Source organism: Corallococcus sp. AB018 (assembly GCF_003986945.1).
Lineage (GTDB): Bacteria > Myxococcota > Myxococcia > Myxococcales > Myxococcaceae > Corallococcus > Corallococcus exiguus.
In genome coordinates this window covers 1-18,827 of record NZ_RAWR01000036.1, presented here as the reverse complement: position 1 = coordinate 18,827, position 18,827 = coordinate 1, and the positions used below count along the sequence as shown (strand labels likewise).

15 protein-coding genes are annotated in these 18,827 nt (G+C 70.2%); 12 read left to right on the top strand and 3 right to left on the bottom strand.

Going from position 1 to position 18,827, the window contains the following annotated elements; translation table 11 throughout:
- Nucleotides 1-119 precede the first annotated feature (119 nt).
- The 5 genes from D7Y11_RS10380 (at nt 120) to D7Y11_RS10360 (ending at nt 8,916) form a co-directional block, all read left to right on the top strand.
- Nucleotides 120-2,480 (top strand): FdhF/YdeP family oxidoreductase, encoded by a 2,361-nt coding sequence (locus D7Y11_RS10380; protein ID WP_126933589.1) that lies wholly within the window; start codon nt 120-122, stop codon nt 2,478-2,480.
- A 5-nt stretch (nt 2,481-2,485) separates the two neighbouring features.
- On the top strand, nt 2,486-4,711 hold the full coding sequence (locus D7Y11_RS10375) for a hypothetical protein (RefSeq protein WP_126933601.1): 2,226 nt from the start codon (nt 2,486-2,488) through the stop codon (nt 4,709-4,711).
- A gap of 187 nt (nt 4,712-4,898) precedes the next feature.
- Complete coding sequence (locus D7Y11_RS10370; protein WP_126933588.1) at nt 4,899-6,653, top strand: hypothetical protein; 1,755 nt, start codon at nt 4,899-4,901, stop codon at nt 6,651-6,653.
- A 47-nt stretch (nt 6,654-6,700) separates the two neighbouring features.
- Nucleotides 6,701-7,984 (top strand): sigma-54-dependent Fis family transcriptional regulator, encoded by a 1,284-nt coding sequence (locus D7Y11_RS10365; RefSeq protein ID WP_126933587.1) that lies wholly within the window; start codon nt 6,701-6,703, stop codon nt 7,982-7,984.
- Nucleotides 7,985-8,043: 59 nt separating this feature from the next.
- Nucleotides 8,044-8,916, top strand: coding sequence for a MaoC family dehydratase (locus D7Y11_RS10360; protein WP_126933586.1), 873 nt, complete (start codon nt 8,044-8,046; stop codon nt 8,914-8,916).
- A 48-nt stretch (nt 8,917-8,964) separates the two neighbouring features.
- Here D7Y11_RS10360 and D7Y11_RS10355 read toward each other — a convergent pair whose 3' ends face one another.
- The gene (locus D7Y11_RS10355; RefSeq protein WP_043321491.1) at nt 8,965-9,201 is read right to left on the bottom strand and encodes a helix-turn-helix domain-containing protein; all 237 of its coding nucleotides are present in this window, start codon (nt 9,199-9,201) and stop codon (nt 8,965-8,967) included.
- 343 nt (nt 9,202-9,544) lie between these two features.
- Between D7Y11_RS10355 and D7Y11_RS10350 the strand changes: the two genes are divergently transcribed.
- From D7Y11_RS10350 to D7Y11_RS10325, 6 genes are all read left to right on the top strand, one after another.
- Complete coding sequence (locus D7Y11_RS10350; RefSeq protein WP_120574332.1) at nt 9,545-9,952, top strand: (deoxy)nucleoside triphosphate pyrophosphohydrolase; 408 nt, start codon at nt 9,545-9,547, stop codon at nt 9,950-9,952.
- 107 nt (nt 9,953-10,059) lie between these two features.
- A complete protein-coding gene (locus D7Y11_RS10345; RefSeq protein ID WP_233596552.1) occupies nt 10,060-10,893 on the top strand; it encodes a hypothetical protein in 834 nt (277 codons plus the stop codon).
- A gap of 176 nt (nt 10,894-11,069) precedes the next feature.
- Nucleotides 11,070-13,088: an ATP-dependent zinc metalloprotease FtsH gene (ftsH, locus tag D7Y11_RS10340; protein ID WP_126933600.1), complete on the top strand. Its 2,019-nt coding sequence runs from the start codon at nt 11,070-11,072 to the stop codon at nt 13,086-13,088.
- Between the two features lie 105 nt (nt 13,089-13,193).
- A complete protein-coding gene (locus D7Y11_RS10335; RefSeq protein WP_120574329.1) occupies nt 13,194-13,442 on the top strand; it encodes an RNA polymerase sigma factor region1.1 domain-containing protein in 249 nt (82 codons plus the stop codon).
- 84 nt (nt 13,443-13,526) lie between these two features.
- Complete coding sequence (locus D7Y11_RS10330) at nt 13,527-14,117, top strand: nucleotide exchange factor GrpE (protein ID WP_126933585.1); 591 nt, start codon at nt 13,527-13,529, stop codon at nt 14,115-14,117.
- Nucleotides 14,118-14,209: 92 nt separating this feature from the next.
- Nucleotides 14,210-15,745: a trypsin-like peptidase domain-containing protein gene (locus D7Y11_RS10325; protein WP_199733714.1), complete on the top strand. Its 1,536-nt coding sequence runs from the start codon at nt 14,210-14,212 to the stop codon at nt 15,743-15,745.
- 22 nt (nt 15,746-15,767) lie between these two features.
- On the opposite strand, the gene D7Y11_RS10320 is transcribed toward D7Y11_RS10325, so the two are convergent.
- Nucleotides 15,768-16,403 (bottom strand): DUF6066 family protein, encoded by a 636-nt coding sequence (locus tag D7Y11_RS10320; protein WP_120574326.1) that lies wholly within the window; start codon nt 16,401-16,403, stop codon nt 15,768-15,770.
- A gap of 206 nt (nt 16,404-16,609) precedes the next feature.
- Here D7Y11_RS10320 and D7Y11_RS10315 point away from each other — a divergent pair, with 206 nt between their 5' ends.
- Nucleotides 16,610-16,969: a PilZ domain-containing protein gene (locus D7Y11_RS10315; protein WP_120574325.1), complete on the top strand. Its 360-nt coding sequence runs from the start codon at nt 16,610-16,612 to the stop codon at nt 16,967-16,969.
- An 85-nt stretch (nt 16,970-17,054) separates the two neighbouring features.
- On the opposite strand, the gene D7Y11_RS10310 is transcribed toward D7Y11_RS10315, so the two are convergent.
- Nucleotides 17,055-18,605 carry a Glu/Leu/Phe/Val dehydrogenase gene (locus tag D7Y11_RS10310; RefSeq protein ID WP_120574324.1) on the bottom strand — a complete coding sequence of 517 codons (1,551 nt, stop codon included), beginning with the start codon at nt 18,603-18,605 and terminating at the stop codon, nt 17,055-17,057.
- Nucleotides 18,606-18,827: the final 222 nt, after the last annotated feature.

Sequence of the window (18,827 nt, the reverse complement as noted above, 5' to 3'; positions counted from 1 at the left end):
CATGAGCCCCGTGAAGCTTGGAAAACAAGTTTGTGACTGATACCGGGAGAGGTGTGTCAGACCCCGGGCCTGCCGGGAAGGCGCGGGCGCGGTAGAGTCGCGCCGCGCAGAGGTGGGACATGGATCAGGGACAGGACGGGAAGGGGAACGCGTTGGCGGTGCCGGCGGCCCAGCCTCCGTTGGAGAACCGGGCTCCGGACGTGGGGCCGGTGAAGACGGTGGCGGGCGGCGTGCCGGCGGTGCTGAGCGCGTTCAGGCACGTGCTGGGCGAGGCGGGCCCGTGGCGCGGCGGCAAGCTCATCTGGAAGGTGAACCAGCAGGACGGCTTCGACTGTCCGGGGTGCGCGTGGCCGGATCCCTCCCATCGGTCCGTGCAGGAGTACTGCGAGAACGGCGCGAAGGCGCTGGCGGAGGAGGGCACGCAGGAGCGCGTGACGCCGGAGTTCTTCCGCGAGTGGAGCGTGGCGCGGCTCGCGGAGCAGTCCGACCTGTGGCTGGGCAAGGCGGGCCGGCTCACTCACCCCATGGTGCTGCGCGAGGGCGCGGCGCACTACGAGCCCCTCTCCTGGGATGAGGCCTTCGCGCTGGTGGCGGAGGAGCTGAACGCGCTGGGTTCGCCGGACGAGGCGGCCTTCTACACGTCCGGTCGTACGAGCAACGAGGCCGCGTTCCTCTACCAGTTGTTCGTGCGGCAGTTCGGCACCAACAACCTGCCGGACTGCTCGAACATGTGCCACGAGTCCAGTGGCACGGGGCTGTCGGAGACGATTGGCATTGGCAAGGGGTCGGTGACGCTGGAGGACTTCGACCACGCGCAGGCCATCTTCGTCATCGGGCAGAACCCGGGCACCAACCACCCGCGCATGCTGACGGCGTTGCAGGCCGCCGCGCGCCGGGGCTGTGAAATCGTCAGCGTCAACCCGCTGCCGGAGACGGGGCTCAACCGCTTCAAGCACCCGCAGGAGGTGCTGCACCTGTTCGGCCCGGGCACGGCGCTGAACAAGCTGCTCCTCCAGGTGCGCATCAACGGCGACGTGGCGCTCTTGCAGGGGCTGGGCAAGGCGCTGCTGGACCGGGAGGCGAAGGCGCCGGGCACGGTGGTGGACCGGGCCTTCGTCGAGGGCAAGACGACGGGCTTCGACGCGTACGTGGCCCACCTGGCCACGGTGTCCTGGGACGACGTGGTGGAGCAGAGTGGGGTGCCGCGCGAGCAGATTGAAGAGGCTGCGGACATCCTGGCGCGCTCGGAGCGCACCATCTTCTGCTGGGCCATGGGGCTCACCCAGCACAAGAACGCGGTGGGCAACGTGCAGGAGATCGTGAACCTCACGCTCCTGCGCGGCAGCATCGGCAAGCAGGGCGCGGGCGTGTGCCCGGTGCGCGGTCACAGCAACGTGCAGGGCGACCGCACCATGGGCATCTGGGAGCACGCCAGGCCGGAGTTCATGGACGCGCTGTCGAAGGAGTTCGGCTTCGCGCCGCCGCGCCACACCGGCCTGGACACGGTGGGGACGATCCAGGCGCTGCACGACGGGCGCGTGAAGGTGTTCTTCGCCATGGGCGGCAACTTCCTGTCCGCGACTCCGGACACGGAGTTCACCGCGCGGGCGCTCCGTCGTGCGCGGCTCACGGTGCACGTGTCCACGAAGCTCAACCGCGCGCACCTGGTGCATGGGCAGCGCGCGCTCATCCTCCCGTGCCTGGGAAGGACCGAGCACGACGTGCAGGCCTCGGGGCGGCAGTTCGTGACGGTGGAGGACTCGATGGGGATGGTGCACGCGTCGCGCGGCGCCGTGGCCCCCGCGTCCGAGCACCTGCTCAGCGAGCCCGTCATCGTGGCCCGGCTGGCTCAAGCGGTGCTGGGGGCGCGCTCGAAGGTGTCGTGGATGTCCCTGGTGGAGGACTACGACCGGGTGCGCGAGCTGATCCAACGGTGCATCCCGGGGTTCGACGACTTCAACCGCCGCGTGCACCAGCCCGGCGGGTTCGCGCTGCCCAACGGGCCTCGCGAGGGACGCTTCACGACGAAGGACGGCAAGGCGCACTTCACGGTGCACCCGATGCCGCGTCACCGGCTGGAGCCCGGGCAGCTCATGATGATGACGCTGCGCTCGCATGATCAGTACAACACCACCGTGTACGGATTGGATGACCGCTACCGGGGCATCCACCAGGGGCGGCGCGTGGTGTTCCTGCACCCGGAGGACGTGAAGGCGCGCGGGCTGACGGCGGGGCAGAAGGTGGACCTCACCAGCCACTTCCAGGGAGAGACGCGGGTGGCGCGCGAGTTCCTGGTGGTGCCGTACAACATCCCGCGTCAGTGCGCGGCCACCTACTTCCCGGAAGCGAACGTGCTGGTGCCGGTGGCCAGCTTCGCGGACAAGAGCCGCACGCCCACGTCGAAGTCCGTGATCATCACCGTGGCCCCCAGTCTTGAGCCCTCGGCCCTGGTCCCCGCCAGCACCCAGAGGTCCGGGTGAGCCTCATGCCGTTGGTGGAAGCCTCCCTCTGGCCGGAGCCGCTCCAGGCCCTCCATGCGCGAGTCGCCGCGACGGCGCCGCAAGAGGCCGTGGCGTCGAGCGCGGAGTGGCGCGAGGACTTCGCCCGCTGGGTGCGTGGTGCTTCGCTGGAGGAGCGCACGCGCGCCCAGGCCGCCGCGTGGGAGCGGCTGTCCCCGGGCGAGCGCACCCCGGCCGAGCTCCTCTTCCTCCTGTCCACCCTCAGTGAGCTGCTCTGGCCCTACGAAGTGCCGCGCCTGGGGCTGTTGAAGCAGGTGCTCGCGAGGCGGGACGCCGCGGTGACGGCGCTTCGCGAGGCGGGCGACACGGAGAGCGCCGAGCGCATCCAGAAGGAGAGCACCGTCACGGTCTCCACCGTGCTCACGCGCTACCTCAAGCGCCACCCGGAAGCGCTGTCGAAGCTGGTGCGCGACGTGCCCTGCACCTACGACGGCCGCGCGCTGCGCTTCCAGGACGCGGTGGAGGTGGACCTCAAGTACGTCATGGGCACGGGCGCGAAGTCCGTGGACCTGCTGGAGCAGCTGCGTTCGCTTCTCCCCGACACCCGCGACGGTGGCCGCGACAAGCTCACCGACTTCATCCGCACGCGCGCCGCGCGCATTCCGTGGCGCGAAGCGAGTGAGGTGCTGGGCGAGCGCCTCTTCGCGCTGGCCACGTCCCCGGACGGCCGCAGCGGCATGCGCGGCTTCCTCGCGTGCTACCCCAACGGGCGCAAGGAGCCGGACTGGTGTTCGCGCGCGGGGCTCCTGCTGGCGCGCACCGTGGAGGTGGGCGGACCACCCGCGGTGGTGGAGAACCTCTGCGACCTGCTCACGCTCTTCGACGCGCCTCCGGTGGACGGGCTGCGCGGTGCATTGGGCGCGCTCGTGCAGAGCGACTTCGAGACCGCCGCGGACCTGGGCCACGCGCGCTTCGTGCTCGACCACTGTCAGGGCACGATGCGCAAGGCCGAGCCCGCGCTGGCGCTCACGCTCCTGTGGCTGGAGGAGCGCCTGTTCCGCGCCTCCGTGCGGCGCGGCGTGCCGGAGGCGTTCGAGCGGCGCACCCGCGCTCGCGCGAAGCTGGAGTCGCTGCCCGGCTTCACGCACCTGGTGTGGCTGGCGGAGGAGTGCGCGGAGATGTGGCCGCGCTTCCGCACGCCCGCGCGGCCCGGTCTGGATGGATTGGTCGCGTGGCGCAAGGAGGTGACCTGGCGCATGGGCAGGAAGCCCGTGCTGCGCAAGGCGGCCATCGAGTTCCTCCTGTGGTGCGCACCCGATGAAGCCTCGTCGGAGGCGGAGCTGGCCACGCTGTCGCTCGTCCGCAACGCCACGGATCGGCGGCTGGTGCGCAAGATGTTGGAGCATCCGTCTCCCCGCGCCCGCTTCCGCGCCCGCTCGCTCCAGTCCTACCTCCAGGCCGGAGCAGGGCAGGACAAGCACGCACCTCCCTCCGAGCCCTCCGAGCCCGCGACGCTGACGGCCTCCCTGCGCCACCTGCACGTGACGCGCGCGGTGCCCGTAGGCGGACGCACCTGGCTTCGCGACCGCGACCTGGAGGACCTGCTGGTGGGCGCGGTGGGACGCGTGGAGGCGGAAGCCGCCCAGCGCCATCTCCAGCGCTTCCGCGAGGAGACGCCGGAGCTGATCACAGGCCTGCTCGAAGGGCTGCGCTCGGAGCTGGCGCATGTGCAAGCCGCGCTGGGTTCGCTGGTGGCGTCGCCGCTGTCGCTGTCCATGACGGTGCACCGCCACCCGGAGCCTCCACCGGAGGCCGCGTCCGAGATCGCCTTCATCGTGTCCGTGGAGCGCGAGGGCTTCGTGCGCACGCGCCGGGTCGTCCGCGTGCCGGTGGCGAAGCTGGAGCAGCGTGGAGAGGGGCAGTGGCTGCCCACGTTCCGCCTGGGCCGTGATCGTCTGGATGCGCTGCTCGCGCGCACGGAGGCCGCGTTCTGCCTCTTCCTGGTGCCCGCCTTCGTGCGTCCGGAGCTGTGGGTGATGCCGGCCCGGCTGGCCCGGGCCTCGATGGAGGCGCAGGGCGCCTTGTCCGGCGTGCCGCGCGAGGCCGCGCAGGGGGCCTCGCGGTCCCTGGCGCAGTGGCTGGTGTACGACGTGCTGGGCCTGTGGGTGGGCGACGAGCGCCCCGACGTCATCGACGCCTCCCGCGAGGGAGACGCCGCCGCTGGCTTCGTGGTCGACCTCACCGTGCGCTGAACCCCCGGAAAAGCCCCGGGGAATTGTCCGGGAATATCCAGAAGCCCCGGCGTAATGGCCCATGAGGGGTGCTGGAACATGCCTGGGAGGGGTCCCGGGCAAACAAGTCCGTCCGTCGGCTGACGGGATGGCATGCCTCCACGCGCGCGTCGTCGCCGTGTCTCCAGGGGAACGAGAGGCATTCGTCATGAAGACTTCGTTGCGCGCGGCGTGGGCACTGTTGGGTCTGGCCGCCACGGTCGGACTGGGTGCGTGTGGTGAAGGCACTGGAGTGAACGCCGAGCACCGGCTCGTGTCGTCCTCCGACGAGCCAGTCCTCGCGCAGCAGGCGTCGGCACTGTCGGACACGCTGGAGCAATACGCGGCCAAGTGCGACGCGGCCATCGGCGCCACGGTGCCGGACTTCAACTGCGAGCTGGGCACGATCGTGCCCACGACGAACCACGTCAACGGCAAGTGTGACCGGCCCAACCGGCTCAACCAGCAGTGCGATCCCGGCAGCCGCTTCCAGGTGCTGAAGGACACGGCGGACGTGTCCATCGTCGCGCACTGCCGCAAGCAGGGGAACGCGGCGAACTACTACGGCGACATCGCCGTCATCCAGACGAACAAGAAGAACGGCGCCACCTGCTTCTACCAGGCGCTGGGCACGCTCTACGGCGCGGACGTGAAGGCGCCCTCCAAGGGCACCGGCGCGTGGAGCTGGAAGACGCCCGCGGACACGGCGTCCATCCGCTGCGTGCGCTGCCATGACAACGGGGCGCTGGTCCGCTCGCCGTACCTGACGCAGGTGACGGGCGCGAACAAGCTGCCGGGCGCGGGCGACTACGGCTTCAACCGCGACCAGCCCTACCGCTTCATCGGCGCCGACTTCGCGACGTGGAAGGCCTACAAGGTGGAGGTCGCCGGCAACGTGTGCCTGGGCTGCCACCGCATGGGCACGAACAACCAGCTGGGCTACGACGACGGCGTGGCGCTGGACCTGGGCATCCGCGCCACCGCGACGTCGGAGGTGGCGAAGAACCCGCATTCGCCCGCGTCGCCCATCTGGATGACGCCGGGATCCACCTACTACAGCGCGGACAACGCGGCGGCCGCCGCCGCCATCCGCGCCTGCGCGCTGCGCCGCAACGAGGTGCCGCTGCCCAACACGAACGCGTGCCGCATCACCCAGTACACGGACGTGGGCGTTCCCAACCTCCCGGGCACCTTCACGGCGGTGTGGGAGCCGAGCACGCAGTCGGAGATCCAGGCCTACGCCCGCACCTACGCGGACTATCGCGAGAAGTATGATCAGCTCTGGTCGCAGGGCTGGCGCCTGCACACGCTGCAGCCGTACGTGGTGGGGACGCAGGTGCTCTACAACGCCGTCTGGCGCCCGAGCACGGAAGGGGAGTTCCAGCTCTACGGCGCCACGTACACCGCCTTCCGGGCGAAGTACGACGAGCTGTGGCCGCAGGGCTGGCGCCTGAAGATCCTCCAGCCGTACGTCGTGAGCGGGCAGACGTATTACACGGCCGTCTGGCGCCCGAGCACGGAAGGGGAGATCCAGGTCTACGGCGCCACGTACGCGTCGTACCGCTCGACGTACGACTCGCTGTGGCCGCAGGGCTGGCGTCTGAAGCTGTTGCAGCCGTACGTGGTGAACGGCCAGACGTACTACACGGCCGTGTGGCGCCCCAGCACCGAGGGCGAGGTGCAGGTGTACGGCGTCACGTACGCGTCCTACCGCGCGACGTATGACTCGCTGTGGCCGCAGGGCTGGCGCCTGAAGCTGCTGGAGCCGTACGTGGTGAACGGGCAGACGCTCTACACGGCGGTGTGGCGGCCTGGCACCGCGGGCGAGCTCCAGCTGTATGCGTCCGACTACAGCGGCTACCGGGGCTCCTACGACGAGCTCTGGCCGCAGGGCTGGCGCCTGAAGATCCTCCGCGCCTACTGAGCGCGGTCCACCATCCGTCACCGGTCCCGGGGGGAACCGTTTCCTCAATGAACCTGCCGAGCGAGGAGTCCGCCGTGCCGCGTTTCCACTGCGAGATGAAGTCGGAGCAGAAGGGGGCGCGCGCGCGGGCCCCGGATGAACGCCCAGGGACCTACGTGGACGGGGTCCGGTGGCGCCAGTCGCGGGCCCGGGTGCGGAGCGGATCCACGGGGGGATACCTGCCCGCGCGTCACGAAGCGCGGGACGAGACGGTGGCGCCCGAGCCGTTGAACCGCGATGAGGCCCAGCGGGCGCTCCGGATGCAGGTGGCTCCGGAGCCCGCGGCGGCGTTCCCGGAACCGGCGCAAGAGCCCCGTCCTTCGCCCCCGCCAGAGCAGGCGACCTTCGGCGAGCTGGTGGCCACGTCCGCCGCGGCGAGGGCCAGCTTCCAGCGCATGGCTTGCGCGGCGGCGTGCAACGCCACGGTGCTGCTGGAGGGGGAGACGGGCACGGGCAAGAGCCGCGCGGCGCTCGCCATCCACCGCGCCGGGGCTCGAGCGAACGCGCCGTTCCTCGTCGTGGACTGCGGTGCGCTCCCGGCCAACCTCCTGGAGAGCGAGCTGTTCGGCCACGAGAAGGGGGCCTTCACCGGCGCCATCCAGCGCCGCGTGGGCGCCTTCGAGGAGGCCGACGGAGGCACCATCTTCCTGGACGAGATTGGCGAGCTGCCCGCCGAGCTCCAGCCCAAGCTGCTGCGCGTGCTGGAGAACCGGGAGATCCGCCGGCTGGGCTCCAACACGCACCAGGCGGTCAACGTGCGGGTCATCGCGGCCACGCACCGAGACCTGCGCGCGGAGGTCCAGGCGGGCCGCTTCCGCGCGGACCTGTTCTTCCGCCTCGCGGTGGTGGGTATCCCGCTCCCGTCGCTGCGCGAGCGCACGGAGGACATCCCTCTCATCGTCGAGCGCATCCTCGCGGGGCTGGGCGCCACGCCCGAACAGCTCGCGCAGTTCACCACGCCGGACTTCCTCACGTGGCTCCAGCGCGCCGCCTGGCCGGGAAACGTGCGTGAATTGCGCAATCACCTGGAGCGCTGTCTCGTCTTCCAGAGCGCGCTGCCGCCTACGACGCCGGATGCCATGAATGCCCTGGCCCCCGCCGTCCCTCGCGCGGTGGACGCCTCGTTGACGTACGCGGAGTCCCGGCGCCGGGCGCTGGAGACCTTCGAGCACGACTACGTCGAAGCGCTCCTCAAGCTGCACGGAGGCAAGGTGTCCCAGGCCGCCGCCGCCGCGGACATGGACCGCGTCTACCTGTACCGGCTCCTGCGCCGGCACGGGCTCAAGAGCTGACGCGAGCCGGGCTCACAAATCCCGCGCGCGGCGGGGGCGGGTGTCGGAGAATCCTCCGCATGTCCGCTCCCATCCTCGACCTGCACTCGCTCCCGGCGATGCCCGCCACGCTCCTGCGCGCGGCCAATCCCTTCGGGAAGTCCCGGGGCAGCACCACGCTGCCAGCCCTGACGCTGCGGGCGCATGGCTGCCGCGCGTCGCCCGTGCTGCTGGAGCGCTACCGGACCGCGTGCGGCTTCGACGCCGATGGCTTCCTGCCGCTCACGTATCCGCAGGTCATGGCCACGCCGCTGCACCTCCAGCTGCTGAGCCTGCCCGACTTCCCGTACTCCGCGATGGGCATCGTGCACGTGCGCAACCGCATCCAGCAGCACCGCCGCCTGCCGGACACCGCCGCGCTCACCGTGGCCTGCCGCTTCGACGGTCAGCGCGAGGTGCCCGCGGGCCAGGAGTTCGACATCGAGACGCGCGTCGAAGCCCAGGAGAGCGGCGAGCTGCTCTGGCAGGCCGTCAGCACCATGCTGCGCCGCCACGCCGGGCGGAAGGACAAGGACAGCGCGCGCAAGGCACCTCCGCCGGAAGACACGCGCTTCGCGTCCAGCCGCCCCGCGTCCTGGAGCATCCCCGCGGACACCGGACGCCGCTACGCGCGGGCCTCCGGCGACTTCAATCCCATCCACCTCACCGCCGTCACCGCGAAGCCCTTCGGCTTCTCTCGCGCCATCGCGCACGGCATGTGGACGCTCGCGCGCTGCGTGGCGGAGTCGGGCGAGGCGGCCCAAGCGGACTCGCTCCAGTTGGATTGCGACTTCAAGAAGCCCCTCTTCCTTCCGTCCCGGGTGACGTTCCAGACGGCTCGCGAGTCCGCGGGCGTGGCGTTCCGGGTGCTGTCGGAGGAGGGGAAGCCGCACCTCGTGGGGCGGCTGGGCTGACGAGACGGGCGACGCGCCGGCGGGCCGGAGAGGGGCCCGCCAGACGCGTCAATCACTCAGCTCCGGGAGGTCCGGCAGACTGTCCGGGTCCAGCTTCATCAGGGCGCACAGCCGGCTCAGCGTGGGGATGGTGGGGACCATCACCCCTCGCTCGACGCGGGCCAGGACTTCCACGCCCAGTTCCAGATGCTCCGCGACTTCCTCCATGGAGAGCCCCGCCTGCTGCCGCGCTGCCTTCAGCGCGGCGCCAAGCGCTTCGGCCCGCTCTCTCCGACTCTGTGTCATCCCCCGAGCATGGCGCCATCTGGCCCGCACGTCACTTGAATCCCACACGCCCCCCTCGTGGACGGTGGCCCGGCCGGGGGGCGCCTCCCCGGGACGTGAAGTCCCCAACAGCCCGTTTCCCCCAGGCTCCAGGCGGTGCCATGCCCCCCGCCAGGCCTTCCGGAGCGCTGTCTCCGCGACCCTGGCCCGCCCCGGAGGACGGGGCCGGGTGGGGTGGCCGCGCGTCCCGGCCGTGCGCACGCTGCTGCCCAGGAGGGGCCTTGCGCATTGGCGCCGGACAGGGGCTGTGTTACGCCGCCGCACCCTGTCTTCCATCTTGGGGACCCCAATCGAGGAGAAGTGAATGACCCGTCGTCACGTGCGAGTCGTCGGCGCGATGCTCCAGAACGAGATGGGTCGCTACCTCATCACCCAGCGTCCTCCCACCGCGTCGCTGCCCCTCCTGTGGGAGTTCCCGGGCGGCAGGGTGGAGGAGGGGGAGCAGGACACGGTGGCGCTCGCCCGCGAGCTGCTCGAGGAGATGGGGGTCCAGATCCAGGTGCTCGAGCAGGTCATGCACACCCGCCACGAGTACCCGACCTACGACATCGACTTCCGCGTGTTCCGCTGCCGCCTGAGCTACCCGGACGCGGAGATCCACCACCTGCGCGTGCATGACCACCGCTGGGTGGCGCTGGAGGAGATGGGCCAGTACCGCTTCCCCGACGCGGACGCGAAGACCCTGGCCCGGCTGCTGGACCTGGACCACTGACCGTGCGCGCCACCACGCGTCTTGTCGCCGCCGCGGGCCTCCTGCTGTCCGCCGCCTGCTCCAGCTCCCGTCCCGCGCCCACGGCCTCCAACGCGCCGGACGCCGGCATGCCGCAGGTGCCCGCCACGGGGCTCGAGGGCTGTCTGCTCTACACGGATGGCCGCCAGACGGGCGCGGTGCCCCGCGAGGTCCCGGAGCTGTCCGGCCTGGCCGCCAGCCAGCGCCACCCGGGCATCTTCTGGGGACACAACGACTCCAACAATGCCTTCGAGCTGTTCGCCCTGGACGAGACGGGCGCGGTGAAGGCCACGCTGAGCCTCACCGGCGCGGACCCCCGCGACATCGAGGACGTCGCCGTGGGCCCGTGCGCGCCCGGCGGCAAGGACTCCTGCATCTTCCTGGCGGACACCGGCGACAACTTCGAGCGGCGCAAGGAGGTGCGCCTGTTCCGGTTGCCCGAGCCCACGTCCGTCGCCAACGCCACGCTCCCGGTGGAGGCGCTGCCCTTCACCTACGAGGACGGCGCCCATGACGCCGAGTCCCTGATTGTCGACAGCCGCTCCGGCCAGGTGGGGATCCTCACCAAGACGCGTGCGTCCCTGGGCGACCTGTACGCAGTGGAGGGCCTGAAGCCCGGCGCCACGGGCAAGGCGCGCAAGCTGGGCACCCTGCGCGTGCCGGATGACGTGGACCGCCTGTCCACCGCCGCCGCCTTGCACCCCTCCGGCGAGCGCCTGCTGGTGCGCACGTACACCCGCGTGTGGGAACTGCGCCGCCCGGACGCGAAGCGGCTGGAGGACTTCGTCCAGGCGCAGGTGGTGGAGGTGCCGGGCGCCAGCCAGGCCCAGTCAGAGGCCGTGACGTTCCTCCAGGACGGCCGCGGCTACCTGTTGGGCAGTGAGTTCGCAGGGGAGCCCCTGGTCCGCGTCGACTGCCGCTGATCGGACAGTCGGGCCCGCGTTCGTCATCGTCCTGTCACGCCCTGCGGTTGACGGCTTGGCGGGGGTGACCATCTTTGGCCGGCTAAGGGAACCGTCACACGACATGGTGTCTGTGTGTACGGGGGAGGGGGAGGGCGAGCGTGCCGACGATGAAGCCACAGGACCTGCCGCCGGGGATGGGCCCGCGCGGAAAGAAGAGCGACAAGCCAACACCCACGAAAGGTGGGTTCAAGTTCGGCTCACCACTGGGCTACATCCTCCTGCTCGTGCTGGGGTTCCTGCTGTTCCGGAACGTGTTTCAGGACGCGGGCGTGCGCCGGGTGTCGTACAGCCAACTTCGCGACGCGGTGGAGAACAATCAGTTCAGCCGCGTGCAGATTTCAAACGAGTGGGTGAAGGGCTTCCTCAAGGACAACGCCCAGCCTCCTCCGGGTGAGCGCGGCACGCTGCGCAGCGAGCCCAGCGCCCTGCCGTGGATGGCCTACCGCGTCCCCGGTGACGAGGGCCTGGTGCCCCTGCTTGAGCAGAAGGGCATCCAGTTCGAGGCCGTGCCGCAGTCCAGCTTCAGCGAGGTGCTGTGGATCTGGCTCATCCCGATGGGCCTGCTCATCCTCTTCTGGAGCTTCATGATGCGCCGGATGTCCGGCGGCATGGGCCAGGGCCCGCAGAGCGTCATGTCCTTTGGCAAGACGCGCGCGAAGGTGCAGGCGGAGTCCGACACCGGCGTGGGCTTCAAGGACGTGGCCGGCGTGGACGAGGCCGTGGAGGAGCTCAGCGAAATCGTCGAGTTCCTCAAGACGCCGGAGAAGTTCCGCCGCCTGGGTGGCCGCATCCCCAAGGGCGTGCTGCTCGTGGGCCCTCCTGGCACGGGCAAGACGCTGCTCGCACGGGCCGTGGCGGGTGAGGCGGGCGTGCCCTTCTTCAACCTCTCCGGTTCGGAGTTCGTGGAGATGTTCGTCGGCGTGGGCGCGGCCCGCGTCCGGGACCTCTTCGCCCAGGCCACCGCGAAGGCGCCGTGCATCATCTTCATCGACGAGCTGGACGCCATCGGCAAGAGCCGCAACTCGGGCGTGGCCGGCGGCCATGACGAGCGCGAGCAGACGCTCAACCAGCTGCTCGCGGAGATGGACGGCTTCGACAGCCGCGCGGGCCTCATCATCCTGGCGGCGACGAACCGTCCGGAGATCCTGGACAGCGCGCTGATGCGCCCGGGCCGCTTCGACCGGCAGGTGCTGGTGGATCGCCCGGACAAGCGCGGTCGCGAGCGGGTGCTGGAGATCCACGCCAAGGGCGTGAAGCTGGCCACGGACGTGGACCTCAAGGTGATTGCCTCGCGCACGCCGGGCTTCGCCGGCGCGGACCTGGCCAACGTGGTGAACGAGGCGGCGCTGCTCGCCGCGCGCAAGAACCGCGACGCGGTGATGCGGGCGGACTTCGAGGAGGCCATCGAGCGCGTGGTGGCGGGCCTGGAGAAGAAGAACCGCCGCATGAACGAGCGCGAGAAGGAAATTGTCGCGCACCACGAGGCGGGCCACGCGGTGGTGGGCTGGATGCTGCCCTACGCCGAGCGGGTGACCAAGGTGTCCATCATCCCGCGCGGCCTGGCGGCGCTGGGCTACACCATGTCGCTGCCGCTGGAGGACCGCTACCTCATGTCGCTGGACGAACTGCGCGACAAGATGGCGGGCATGATGGGCGGCCGCGCGGCGGAGGAGATCTTCATCGGCGAGGTGTCCACCGGCGCATCCAACGACATCAAGCAGGCGACGGAGATCGCCAAGATGATGGTCCGCGACTACGGCATGAGCACGCTGGGTCCGGTGGCGCTGAGCGGTGAGCAGGGGCCGGGCTTCTTGCGGTCCGCGGGCCTGCCGGAGTCGCGCAGCTACTCCGAGCAGACGGCGCGGATGATCGACGAGGAGGTCCGCAAGATGGTCTCCGAGGCGTTGGACCGCGCCCGGGACGTGCTCAACACGAACCGCGAGAAGGTGGAGGCGCTGGCGGCGCGGCTCCTGGCGACGGAGGTCATCGAGGAGGAGGCGATGATCCTCATCCTGGGGCCCAAGGTGCAGGCGCAGCGCGGCCTGCTCCACCCGGAAGCGCGCTCGGTCATCTCCGCGCACCCCGTGGGGGGCACGGAGTCCGAGCCGCCGGTGCCGCCCACGCAGCACGCCGAGGGCAAGCTCGACTCATAGAGCAAGCCTGCCTGCCCTCCGGGCAGCCCTTCGCCCACCGGATCCACCGCCAGCCTGCGGTGACCGGTGGGCGAAATTACTTTCCAACGACAAGGAGGCGTCGCCGTGGAGAACCGGATTGGAAAGAGCTACGTCGCGCGGAAAGCGTTGTTCGCCAAGGGCCTGAAGGACGGCCGGCTCACGGTGCAGGAGATAGAGGAGGCGCTGCCCGCGGGGACTCTGACGGCCGCCGAGCGGTGGCTTCTCTACTACTCCCTTCGCGCCGCGCAGGTGGAGATCATCGACGAGGTGACCGGGCAGGTGGATCACGGCTTCATGGCGGAAGCGCCGCCAGCGGCCCCGTCCAACCACTAGGCGCGTTGACAGGACCGTCCTCGCGGTTAGGTTCGCGCCGCTCATCGAGGTTCGTTTCTTCCAACCCCTGGCGCAGGTTCGACAATGGACGGCAATCCCCGCAGCGACGAGACCCCGGAGACGCAGACCCCCTCCGACACCCAGGTGGAGGCGGCTGACTCCGACACGCAGGCCGAGGCCGCCCAGGATGGCGAGGTGGCGCGGCTCCAGGCGGAGCTGGAGGCGGCGCGCCGCCGGGTGAACGAGCTGGCCCGGGGGCTCCAGGACCTCACCAAGGACCGCGAGGAGTTCAAGCAGCGCATCACCCGCGAGCGGGAGCGCATGCTGGACGTGGAGCGCGGCAACGTGGCCCACACGCTGCTGGAGGCCATTGACGAGCTGGACCTGGTGCTCAACTCCAGCCAGCAGGACACGTCCCCCGTGGTGCAGGGCGTGCGGATGATCCGCGACAGCCTGCTGTCCAAGGCCCAGGCCACCGGCATCGAGCGCATCCAGGTGGTGGGGCGCCCCTATGATCCGAACGTCGCCGAGGCGGCGGACATGGAAGTGACGCCCATCCCCGCGGACGACCAGAAGGTGGTCGCCGAGTTCCGCGCGGGCTACCGCCTGAAGGACCGCATCATCCGCCCCGCCCGGGTGAAGGTGGCCCGGTACGTGGCCCCAGCCCAGGCTTGAAAGTCCAGGCCTGAAGTTCCTAGGGCCCGCGACCCCACGGGTGTCGCGGGCCGGGAAGGGTGGCGGCCACCGGACTGTTGGGCCCTGACGCCATGGCCCGCCGTGTAAGCTGCCACCCCGTGTCCGTCCGACTGTTCAGCGTCCTTTTCGCGGTGGCGCTCGCCCCGGTGGCTGGCGCCGCCGAGGATCCGCTCAAGCCCTGGCTCCAGGCCCGGGTGCGCGAGCATCTGGCCTACTTCGCTTCCCCTTCGCCCGCGACCGTGGACGCCCCGGCTACCGCTGGCGTGTCCTCGCTGTGGCGCGAGCGCCCCGCGGGCTACGCGGGCCTGCCCCACTTCACGCCTCCCACGTCGCTGGCGCCGCTGATCCGCGCGGTGGAGGCGGGCGTGGTGAACATCACCACGGTGGGGCCCGGCGCGGTGGTGGGCGCGGTGAAGCGCTCCACCGGCTCCGGCTTCGTGCTGACGCCCGACGGGCTCGTCGTCACCAACAACCACGTGGTCGCCAACGCGCAGGGCCCGGCGGTGAACCCCACTGGCTCCGGCGTCACGCCGGGCAAGGACGGCCCTCGCGAGGTGCCGGTGCAGCAGGTGTCCGTGCGGTTGGCGGACGGCCGCGAGTTCCCCGCGGACGTGGTGGGCCGGGACGCGTCCACGGACGTGGCGCTCCTGCGGCTGAACGGCGCCGGGCTGGGGACGCTGCCCGCCGTGTTCCTGGGCGACTCCGACGCGCTGGAGGTGGGGGACTGGGTGGTGGCCATCGGCAACCCGTTCGGCCTGGACCACTCGGTGGCGCACGGCATGATTTCGGCCAAGGAGCGCGTGCTGGGCGTAGGCCAGTTCGACGACTTCATCCAGACGGACGCGCTGATCAATCCCGGCAACTCCGGCGGCCCGCTCTTCAACATGAAGGGCGAGGTGATTGGCGTGAACACCGCCATCATCAGCGAAGGGCAGGGCATCGGCTTCGCGGTGCCCATCAACCTGGTGAAGGACCTGCTGCCCAACCTGCGGGAGAACGGGAAGCTGGAGCGCGGCTGGCTGGGCGTCGTCATCAACGAGGACGGCGCGGACCCCACCGCCACGGCGCCGGTGGTGAAGGACGTCTACCGAGGCAGCCCCGCCGCCCAGGCGCACATCCGCCCCGGGGATCGGCTGGTGGCGGTGAACGGCCGGCCCATTGGCAGCTACCTCCAGCTCCTGCGCAAGGTGGCGCTGCTGGCCCCGGGCACGGAGGCGAAGCTGACGCTGCTTCGTGACGGGGGCACCCAGGAGGTGGCGGTGCGGCTCGTCGCCCGGCCCGCGCAGGAGGCCACGGAGGGGCTCTCCAACCGGGGCGGCAGCAGCGCGAACGACCTGGGGCTGGTGCTGCGGGATTTGACGCCGGAGGTGGCAGCGCCCCTGGGCTACGAGGCCTTCCTGGGCGCGCTCGTGTCCGGCGTGGTGCCGCGCAGCCCGGCGGAGCAGGCCGGACTGCGCGCGGGCGACGTCGTCATGGAGGTGAACCGCCGCCGCGTGAAGGATGCCTCCGGCGTGAAGGCCGCCCTGGAGCGGGGCAGCGCCGGGGCCAGCATCCTCCTGCGCGTCCAGCGGGGCGACGCGCTCCAGTACATCGCCATCGCCCGCTGATCAGGCTCCGACGCCGGCCGCGCTACTTGCCGCCCGCGTCCTTGCCGTTGAGCCACAGCCCCAGCTGGTTGCCGGTGCGGCCCTCGGTGACGAGGACGGCCTCGATGCGGGCGTTGACGCCGTAGTTCTTTCCGCCGCCCTTCTTGGGCAGCGTCCACACCGACTGCGGGGTGAAGACGACCTGCGCGCGCACGCCCCGCGCCGTGAACATGCGGTTGAAGGTGCCGCCGTTCCACATGTCCGGCGCCGTGCCGCTCACCGTGAGGTAGTTCATCACCGGGTTGCCCTGCGCGTCCGTCTTCTTCGGAGCGCCGTGGCACAGGCCGTACTTCCCGCCCGAGAAGAAGGGCGTGATGTTGATGGTGAACTCGTTGGTGCCGGGGTTGAAGTCACCGGGGGACAGCATGCCCGCGTCGTCCTCGGTGACGATCATGTACAGGCGCTTGCCCGTGTACTTCTTGCGGAAGGCCTCCGCCTGCTGCTTGCACTGCGGATCCACGAGCGCCCCGTCACACTCGCCCACGTACTTCTCCAGGAAGGCCCCCAGCCCGCCCAGGGGTTCGGACTCGTCACGCAGCTTCGCGAAGCGCGAGTCGACGTCGGCCAGGGCGAGCGTGGGCACAAGGAGGGCGAAGGCGGCGGCCAGGATGCGATTCACGGCGGGAAACTCCGGAAAAAGGGGGGAAGGACAGCCCGGGGATGGTGCCACTCCCGCCACGCCGGGGGCAGCGCTTTCCCGTGAAACGGGACGTGGTGCGTCATGGTGAGTCAGGGTGCTCCAGGGTGGATGTAGGTGATTATTTGCCTACATCTGGCTACCGTGTAGTTTGCCCCTGTCCCCACCTGTTTCGGAGCCCTCCCCGAATGATCACGCAGCCCCAGGAACGCCGCTCCAATCTTCGCTTCGACAAGATTTTTACCGTGTACCTGTCCACCCAGGACGGAATGATGCGGGGCATCGGCCGCAACATCAGCGCGCGGGGCATGTTCATCGAGGTGCGCGACTCGCTGGGGCTGGGCGAGAAGCTGAAGGTGACGTTCGCGGGCGAGGACGGCACGGAGATGACGTGCCTGTGCGAGGTCCGCTACCAGGTGGCGCTGGCCTTTGGCCGCAAGGACGGGCGTCCCGGCAACAGCCGCGGGGTGGGGCTGCGCATCGTGGCCTACGAGACCATGGACGACGCGCCGCTGCTCCTGGTGGACCGCGAGCGGGTGATGCACTGAAACACCACGGGGCACGGCCCTTCCCGGCTGAAGCGGGAAGACACCGTGCCCCGGGGGGCAACGCGGGGCGCTGGCTTGAGGCCGGTTACTGCGAGAAGCCTTCCAGCAGGTAGTGGGCCTCGATGCGCTTGAGCGCCAGGATCATGGCGGCGCAGCGGCTGTCCACGGCCTTCCCGATGCAGTACGGGCGGCTGTCGTGCATCTCCGTCTTGCGCGGCTGGTTGCGCGAGATGTCCCGGATGATGCGGTAGTTGCGCTTCATGGCGCGCTCGAGGCGCTGATCGACTTCCGCCTCGCTCCAGCGCTCCATGCGCTTGTTCTGGATCCACTCGTAGTAGGACACCGTCACGCCGCCGGCGTTGGCGATGATGTCCGGGATGAGCTCGATGCCGCGCTTCTGCAGGACGCGGTCGGCCTCCGGGGTGGTGGGGCCGTTGGCGCCCTCCGCGATGAGCTTGACCTTGAGGCGCTCCGCGACGTCCGCGGTGATCTCGCCACCGAGGGCGGCGGGGACGAGGATGTCCGCCTGCACGTCCCAGAGGTCCTTCTTCTCGATGCGCTGGGCGCCGGGGAAGCCCACGACGGAGCGCTTGAGGTTCTTGGGGTCCGCCACATAGGCGGCCAGCGCGTTCACGTCGATGCCGTCGCCGTTGAAGATGGAGCCGTCAGCGTCGTTCACCGCGAGCAGGCGCGCGCCCATGTTCCCCAGGATCATGGCGGCGTGGCTGCCCACGTTGCCAAAGCCCTGGATGACGAAGGTCTTGCCCTTCACGCTCTCGCCGCGGTCGGCGTAGTAGTCCTCGATGCAGAACGCGACGCCCTGGCCGGTGGCCTTGCCGCGGCCTTCCGAACCACCGATGCGCACGTCCTTGCCGGTGACGATGCCGCGCAGGTTGTGGCGCTCGCGCTCACCGTCGGAGAACTGGCGGTAGAGCAGCGCCATGATCTCCGGGTTGGTGCCCACGTCCGGCGCCGGGATGTCGATGTTCGGCCCGATGAGGCTCTTGAGCCGGTACATGAAGCGCAGGGTGATGGCCTCGATCTCCTCGCGGCCGTACTCGCGCGGATCCAGCTGGATGCCGCCCTTGCCGCCGCCGAACGGGACCTCCGCGATGGCGGTCTTCCAGGTCATCTCCGCGGCGAGCGCCTTGAAGAGATCCAGGGACACCTCGCGGTGGTAGCGCAGGCCGCCCTTGTAGGGGCCACGGGCCTGGTTGTGCTGGACGCGGTAGGCCTTGAAGCGCTGCGACTCACCGGGGACCAGCTGGTACACCAGACCGTCCGGCAGGCGCAGGTGGCCGTGGCGGATGGCGACGTCGGAGCCCAGCAGGGCGCGGCCGTTCAGGATGAGGTTGCCGTTGGCCAGGCGCTCCAGGCCTTCGGGGTTGCGCACCTGGGTGACGGACAGGTCGGCGAAGGACTTCGCCGCCTCGGCGGACAGCGGCACGAGCCGGTCCTTGAGCTTCGCGGTGACGTAGAAGATGTGCTCGTAGTCGGGCTCTTCGAGCTCCAGACGCACCCGCTTGTCCAGGCCGATGAGATCCGCCGCGTAATTGAAGATCTCCATCGCCTCCGTGTAGATGGTGCGCTTGGGCGTAGGGGCCGGGGCGCGCATGAAAGTCTCTTCGCTGGCCATGATGGAACGTGCTCCTTGAGGGCCCACCCGGATGGGGGCCACTGGGGAAAGCGGCGCCCTTATGAGCACAGCCGCCACGGGGATTCAACCAGTCTGGCGGCAGGCCATTTCTCCAAATTATGGAGAAAAGTCGCGGGCTTAGCCGACGCGGTGTGTCACCCCAACAGATGCGCCGTGTCATCAATGTCAGGGCTTCTGGGGGATAGAAGCGGGCAGGGGTGG